We start from the raw sequence: 5,487 nt of genomic DNA, 5'->3' as shown, positions 1-5,487 counted from the left end.
TGTTATTCTTAATTTCCATCATTTAGTCACCCCTATGTTAATTTAAATTAAATTAGCCCTTAACTTTGATTGATAAATTAGTTGCACCCATCAACAAAGAATAAATGCCTGTTACCGATGCAGTAAGCTTGCTGGTTTTAGTTCTGCTGATTTAGTCAAGGTTAGCTCTGAGGTTACGCTTCCAAGTTAAAAAACATCGCGTAAGTTATAAATTTCCATCCCCTCAAATTTAACTCAGTACGTCATCGATGAATCACAACGCTGGAACAGTATGAGCGTGCTATTTGGGTTTGTATGTATGGCTCCTGACATATAAGAAAATAAATATTGTGCCCATTTCATAACTCATGCAGGGCATGCTTCTCGTTACCTCTTACACAATAATTTATCAAAAAATTCTCACAAATAAATTATCACTAGCAGAAAGGTTGGAATTGTTGAAGGGATAAGAATGCTGAAGTCTTCGCGCCACAAATTTCAAATTTGCCAATCACTGCACTATCTATTGAGAATTGCATCATTAGTCATTTTTACAACATGTAGATGCATTTGTGTTGACTTATCAGCCTTTATATATATAGGCTAAAAAAAGCGCGCTGCAATTTTTATATAGCACAATATTTTCACGGGGGTCGTTCGGTTTAAACCACCGCTGTTAGACCTGCCAGATCGAACTACGCCAATTTGCTGCACAAAAAATGTGCGGCATGAAATCAAGTTAAGAAGGTCATGCGGTTTATAAAACTGAGTATCATTTGTATTTAAAACAAAGTATATTGACCGAGTTGAGAAGGAGGGTAGTTGAGCAAATAAAAACTGGGTAAGAGAGAGCTGCGAAGACTTTGAGATCAGGATCATTAAAGGTGTGATGAGTATGGATCACATTCAAAATTCACATCCGAAGAAAATAGAAGCAAATAAACTTCATTTGCATTAAATTAAGTAAATTAAATTTAGTCCGGTAACGCTGATGGCTTCAAGATTTGAAGCCAAATTATCGAGAGTTATGATAAATAAAAAATTAACTCACATACTTGCACACGACGTAAACAGTGCCTTTCTAAAAAACTACCAGTAGTTTTGAGTATGCGAAATCTCGACAATTAAATCATACAACTTAAATTGAATCCTGAGCTAGTTCAGGTCACTTACTAGCCACGGTTCAGGCGCAGCATTAGGTGCTAGATTCATAACTTATAGAAGCTTGACTAATAAATATTTTATTTCGAAATACTAATCAGTTTCATGACTAAGTAAGGAATTTTAAAATGAACAGGCTTTTAGGAGGTCATCATTAGCTCCCCTCACCATCTTGCTCCAGGCGTGTGCGGGAAAACACCTGACCCTGACGAATCTGATCTTCCCGTAGTAACAAAGAATGTAAATCCGCCCAAAGGTTGGACCATTGAAACTCACACTCATGAGCGGGGCCAATTGCTTTGTATCATTTCAGGCAACATGCGCGTTATAACCGACGAAGGATCTTGGATTACTCCACCTGGCCAGGCATGCTGGGTCCCCGGTGAGGCCAATCACTTGGTAACTTTCACACAATCCTCAGAGTTTCGAACAATTTCTATTCGCGCTGATCTGCTTACTGAACTTCCCAAAAAATGTTGCGTCATAAAACTTTCTCCATTGCTTAAAGAGCTAATTCTTACTGCAGTCAAAATTGGATGGGACTATAGGCTTGAAAGCCATGAAGCAAGGCTCATGCAATTGCTTGTTGAAAAAATCTCCCTGGAAAGGGAAATCCCGTTTTTTATACCCGAAGGCCGCGATTCAAGACTTAAGAAAATAACATCCGCCATGCATGAAAATGTACGAATAGATTACACTTTAAATCATTGGAGCCAATTCGCTGGTGCTAGTCCAAGAACCCTGTCCAGACTATTTGAACTCGAAATGGGAATGTCATTTTCAACTTGGAGACAGCAACTATGCCTGATACGCTCCATAGAAATGCTACTTAAAGGGACAAGTATTACTGATACGGCTTTTATGCTCGGTTATAGTAGTGCGGGCAATTTCACATCTATGTTTACTCAAGCAATGAGCAAGCCCCCTACTGCTTACCTCAAGGATTGGAATACTGAGCAAACAACAGAACCTTTCAAGCTTTATGAATTTCCTCATAAGAAATATAAATAACACGTGGGTGGCCCATAAGAGATATTACTTGTCGGACTCCGCATTTAACTTACGAGCCTCTTGCAAAACCCTGAGTTTGATGTGAATTTATAGGCTAAAAAGCGGTGGGAAAGGGCGGCCGTTACTGGCAAGATTAAGGTTCTAAAGACTTGATCAACGCCCGATATGAATACTACGCAACGATCCGATATTATGCAACGCTGGCATGTATTGCAGCATGAATTACTGCCGGAATTGAAGAGCGAAGTGGGCGCGCTGACGTCGAAACTGAAGCAAGTAGTCCACACGTTCGAATGGCTCAGGATTGATGAATTTATAGATTCAGCCTAGTGCGGGAATGGCCGTCCACCTCATGACCGTGCGGCATTAGCCAAGGCGGTGTATTGTGGCCCCCTCTGTCAAGACAATAATGTATCGAGTTTAAGATGGTGTCAAGTCCCGGCTGGTTATAAACGCGCTTCTTGAATAATTCAGGTTTTTTCTTGTGCCAATCTTTCAGAGCCTGAACCGGCGAGAGATGCTTGAGTGCGCGTTGCGGAATCTGATGGTTGTAGGTCTTCAAGTAGCTTTCGAGCGTCGCCTCCAACTCGGCAGCAGAAGCGAATCTCGTCTGACTCACCAGCTCGCTGATTCTGCCATTGAAGCGCTCCACCATGCCGTTGGTTTGTGGGTGGCGCGGTGGGCACAGACGGTGCTCGATATTCAGTTCTTTGCACCGCACATCGAAGCTGTGGCGTCCCGTAGGTTCCCGTTTTTTGCTGGTGAATCGGTCCGTGAATTGACTGCCGTTGTCCGTGAGAAGATTGACGATCTTCATCGGTGCTGCGTGCTCCAAGCGGTTCAGAAAATCCACGCTGCTGTTCTCGCTTTGATCTGCGTAGATGCGCATGAACACCCAGCGAGTTGCGCGGTCGATGGCCACGAACAGGTAGCGCCGCTCGCTCTCGTTTGGCATCTGCGGCAGGTACTTGATATCCATGTGCAGGAAGCCAGGCTCATAGTCCTTGAAGGTCTTGATGGGCGACTGCACTTCTCCGGCATCTGCACGTGCCTTGGCTTGAAGGGCGCGCAGATTGCCCACCCCGTGGCGGCGCAGGCATCTATCCAGTCCTGAGCGTGAGACGTTCGGGTTGATGAACCCTCGCACCACAGCAACCAAGTCATCGAGCGGCAGTAGAGTCAGGCAGCGCAACTCCACCGCGATCGCCTCTTGCCCAGGCGTCAGCGTTGTGTTCAGCTTGTGCGGTCGGTGCGACAGATCTTGAGGGTCGTCGCGCCCCTTCCACTTGCGGGCCGTCGCCAGGCTGATGTTGTAGATATCTGCCAGCTCAACCAAGGACGCTGACGACTTTTTGATCTCGGCTCGCGTACGCGGCGTGGTTCGGGCCTGGGCATGCACTTCACTCATCTGGACTGCTCCACTTTAAAGACTCAATTACGCTACGCATCAGATCCCTTGCTCGGAATAGTGCCCAGCTCCTGGTGGGTATATGATCACACGGGACGCGACAACTAGGCATATCCCAGACTTTTTTTGAGCCAGTCCAGTTCCATCTTCAGCCGTCCAATCTCGGAATACAGGCGCTCCGGGCTGGCGGACGGGTCGACAGGTTTGGGGCCACGCATGGTATCAAACAGACTTGATGCCTGCTCCTGCAATTCCTTCTTCCACAAACCAACTTGTGTCGGATGTACGCCAAACGCCTGTCCAATTTCGTTCGATGTCTTTAAGCCACGGATCGCTTCCAGTGCCACCTTGGCCTTGAACACGCTGGTAAAATTCTTGCGCTTGCTTTCACTCATCTCCTGCTCCTCTTTTACGGCAGGCTTACATCTTAATTTATTGTCTGAAATTTAGGGTCCACTATATCGCACTCATTGATACATCAAGTGGGTTACTGAAAGTATTGCTATAAGTTGAGACCATTTTATTATCCGAGAATTGGATTTTCATGTTCCCTATTTGTTGAATATAATCCTTTGCAAGACTGAAAGCCTTGTCACAAATTACTTTATTTAAGCATGTTATCGTGTCATTGCCACGTGAGATACGCTGACGATCCTTTACATGTTTAATGGCGTTGTATTCTGCTTGACGTTGCGCCAACATTTGCTCATATTCATGGTGCCGAGCAATGGTGTCTTTTGATGTGCAACCAGATATGAAAATTTAAAGCATTGCAGCACGCGTGAGTATTCTCATATTTCTCCGTAACAGTCAGTATTAAAGTTTCTTCAGCCAGGTACGAAACGTGACTGGCAAAAACCGTTCGCAAAAGTGATTAAACATGTGGTGTTCAATCTCCTCCTGAACGTTACCCAGATAGATACTCATTTTGAATGCAAATATTTGGAATTTCAGTCGCCGCGACTGTTTCATTTCAACATCAAGGATAGCTAAGCTTAAGGCTTGCAGGTGACACGAATTTATGGGTTGCTCAATCAGGTTAAGCATCTGTGATCTCCTGAAATATTTGAAGTTAAAATTCCGCACCTGCGTTTAAGTGAAACTTCCTACGACTTATGAAGCACGATGATGCATTTGAAACTGCTTGTCGAATATTGTCTTTTGGTCTTGAGTTAATGTGCCATAAAACGCACGTATGGCCACTGCATGCTCAGTCATTTTTGTTTCATGAGATTTCATATAGCTTAGCCTTAGGTCGAGACGATCAGGGGTACTCATATTTTTCCAGTCTTGAGAAACAGGCTGATCCAATTTGACAGGCTTTATTTTGTTCAAAAATTCTGTCCATGACGCTTCCTGAGCAGAGGTTAGCTGAAGGGCGGTATGCAATGTTGCCATTCGGTTATCAAAATGTGCAGCGTAGTCACCTTTTTTACTCCAAGCATGCCTGCATTTATCTTTTGAAACCATTTTTTCATTGGCTAACACACTATTGCTAAGCAAGCCTGAGAGGCTTACGCAAAGAATGGCGCTAAGAGTTTTTTTACTAATGTTCATGGTTAATTTCCTAAATAAGTTTTTCGGTTAACGCAGTGATGCTGCGTGTAAGGTATCTTAGGGGGCAACTGTAACTAAAGTGTTTGTAACAACGAATAAAATGTAACAGTTTATTTCTGTATAGCTATTGCAACTGTGCGATAAAACTAGATGTATACCAACTTCGTATAAAATGCAGCGCACTTGTTAACCCAAGCTGGATACTCGCATCTGCGTTGCAGATTCTCTAAGCTACGCGGTTAAGAATTGCGATATAACCAGGTGCTCCAGTGATTAATCAGACCAAGAAAAACGCCGTCTTAGACGGCGTTAATGTTTATTCACCAGGAGGCGGTGGCGGTGGAGTCCCACCAGGGGGTGGCGGGGGCATG

4 protein-coding genes and 3 pseudogenes are annotated in these 5,487 nt (G+C 44.2%); 2 read left to right on the top strand and 5 right to left on the bottom strand.

The window, feature by feature from the left end:
* Positions 1–1,323: 1,323 nt before the first annotated feature.
* Entirely contained in the window at positions 1,324–2,151 is an 828-nt protein-coding gene (locus MJ769_RS00265; RefSeq protein WP_256445666.1) for an AraC family transcriptional regulator, read from the top strand.
* 165 nt (positions 2,152–2,316) lie between these two features.
* A pseudogene (locus MJ769_RS00260) lies at positions 2,317–2,478 on the top strand (IS1182-like element ISCARN109 family transposase); the annotation flags it as partial.
* Between the two features lie 103 nt (positions 2,479–2,581).
* On the opposite strand, the pseudogene MJ769_RS00255 reads toward MJ769_RS00260, so the two are convergent.
* The 5 genes and pseudogenes from MJ769_RS00255 to MJ769_RS00235 form a co-directional block, all read right to left on the bottom strand.
* Positions 2,582–3,559 (bottom strand): annotated as a pseudogene (locus MJ769_RS00255) (IS481 family transposase); the annotation flags it as partial.
* Between the two features lie 113 nt (positions 3,560–3,672).
* Positions 3,673–3,954, bottom strand: a pseudogene (locus MJ769_RS00250) (transposase); the annotation flags it as partial.
* Between the two features lie 61 nt (positions 3,955–4,015).
* Complete coding sequence (locus tag MJ769_RS00245; RefSeq protein WP_239233846.1) at positions 4,016–4,261, bottom strand: hypothetical protein; 246 nt, start codon at positions 4,259–4,261, stop codon at positions 4,016–4,018.
* 114 nt (positions 4,262–4,375) lie between these two features.
* Positions 4,376–4,606 carry a hypothetical protein gene (locus MJ769_RS00240; protein ID WP_239233845.1) on the bottom strand — a complete coding sequence of 77 codons (231 nt, stop codon included), beginning with the start codon at positions 4,604–4,606 and terminating at the stop codon, positions 4,376–4,378.
* Positions 4,607–4,672: 66 nt separating this feature from the next.
* Positions 4,673–5,116 (bottom strand): Spy/CpxP family protein refolding chaperone, encoded by a 444-nt coding sequence (locus tag MJ769_RS00235; protein ID WP_239233844.1) that lies wholly within the window; start codon positions 5,114–5,116, stop codon positions 4,673–4,675.
* Positions 5,117–5,487 lie beyond the last annotated feature (371 nt).

The organism is Candidatus Nitrotoga sp. BS (genome assembly GCF_927797785.1).
Lineage (GTDB): Bacteria > Pseudomonadota > Gammaproteobacteria > Burkholderiales > Gallionellaceae > Nitrotoga.
This window is presented reverse-complemented; position numbering and strand designations above follow the sequence as displayed.

Bases quoted from the DNA above. Each gene is read 5' to 3' on its own strand.
- MJ769_RS00240 (WP_239233845.1), bottom strand. From the start codon at position 4,606: ATGCTTAACCTGATTGAGCAACCCATAAATTCGTGTCACCTGCAAGCC.
- MJ769_RS00235 (WP_239233844.1), bottom strand. From the start codon at position 5,116: ATGAACATTAGTAAAAAAACTCTTAGCGCCATTCTTTGCGTAAGCCTC.
- MJ769_RS00245 (WP_239233846.1), bottom strand. From the start codon at position 4,261: ATGTTGGCGCAACGTCAAGCAGAATACAACGCCATTAAACATGTAAAG.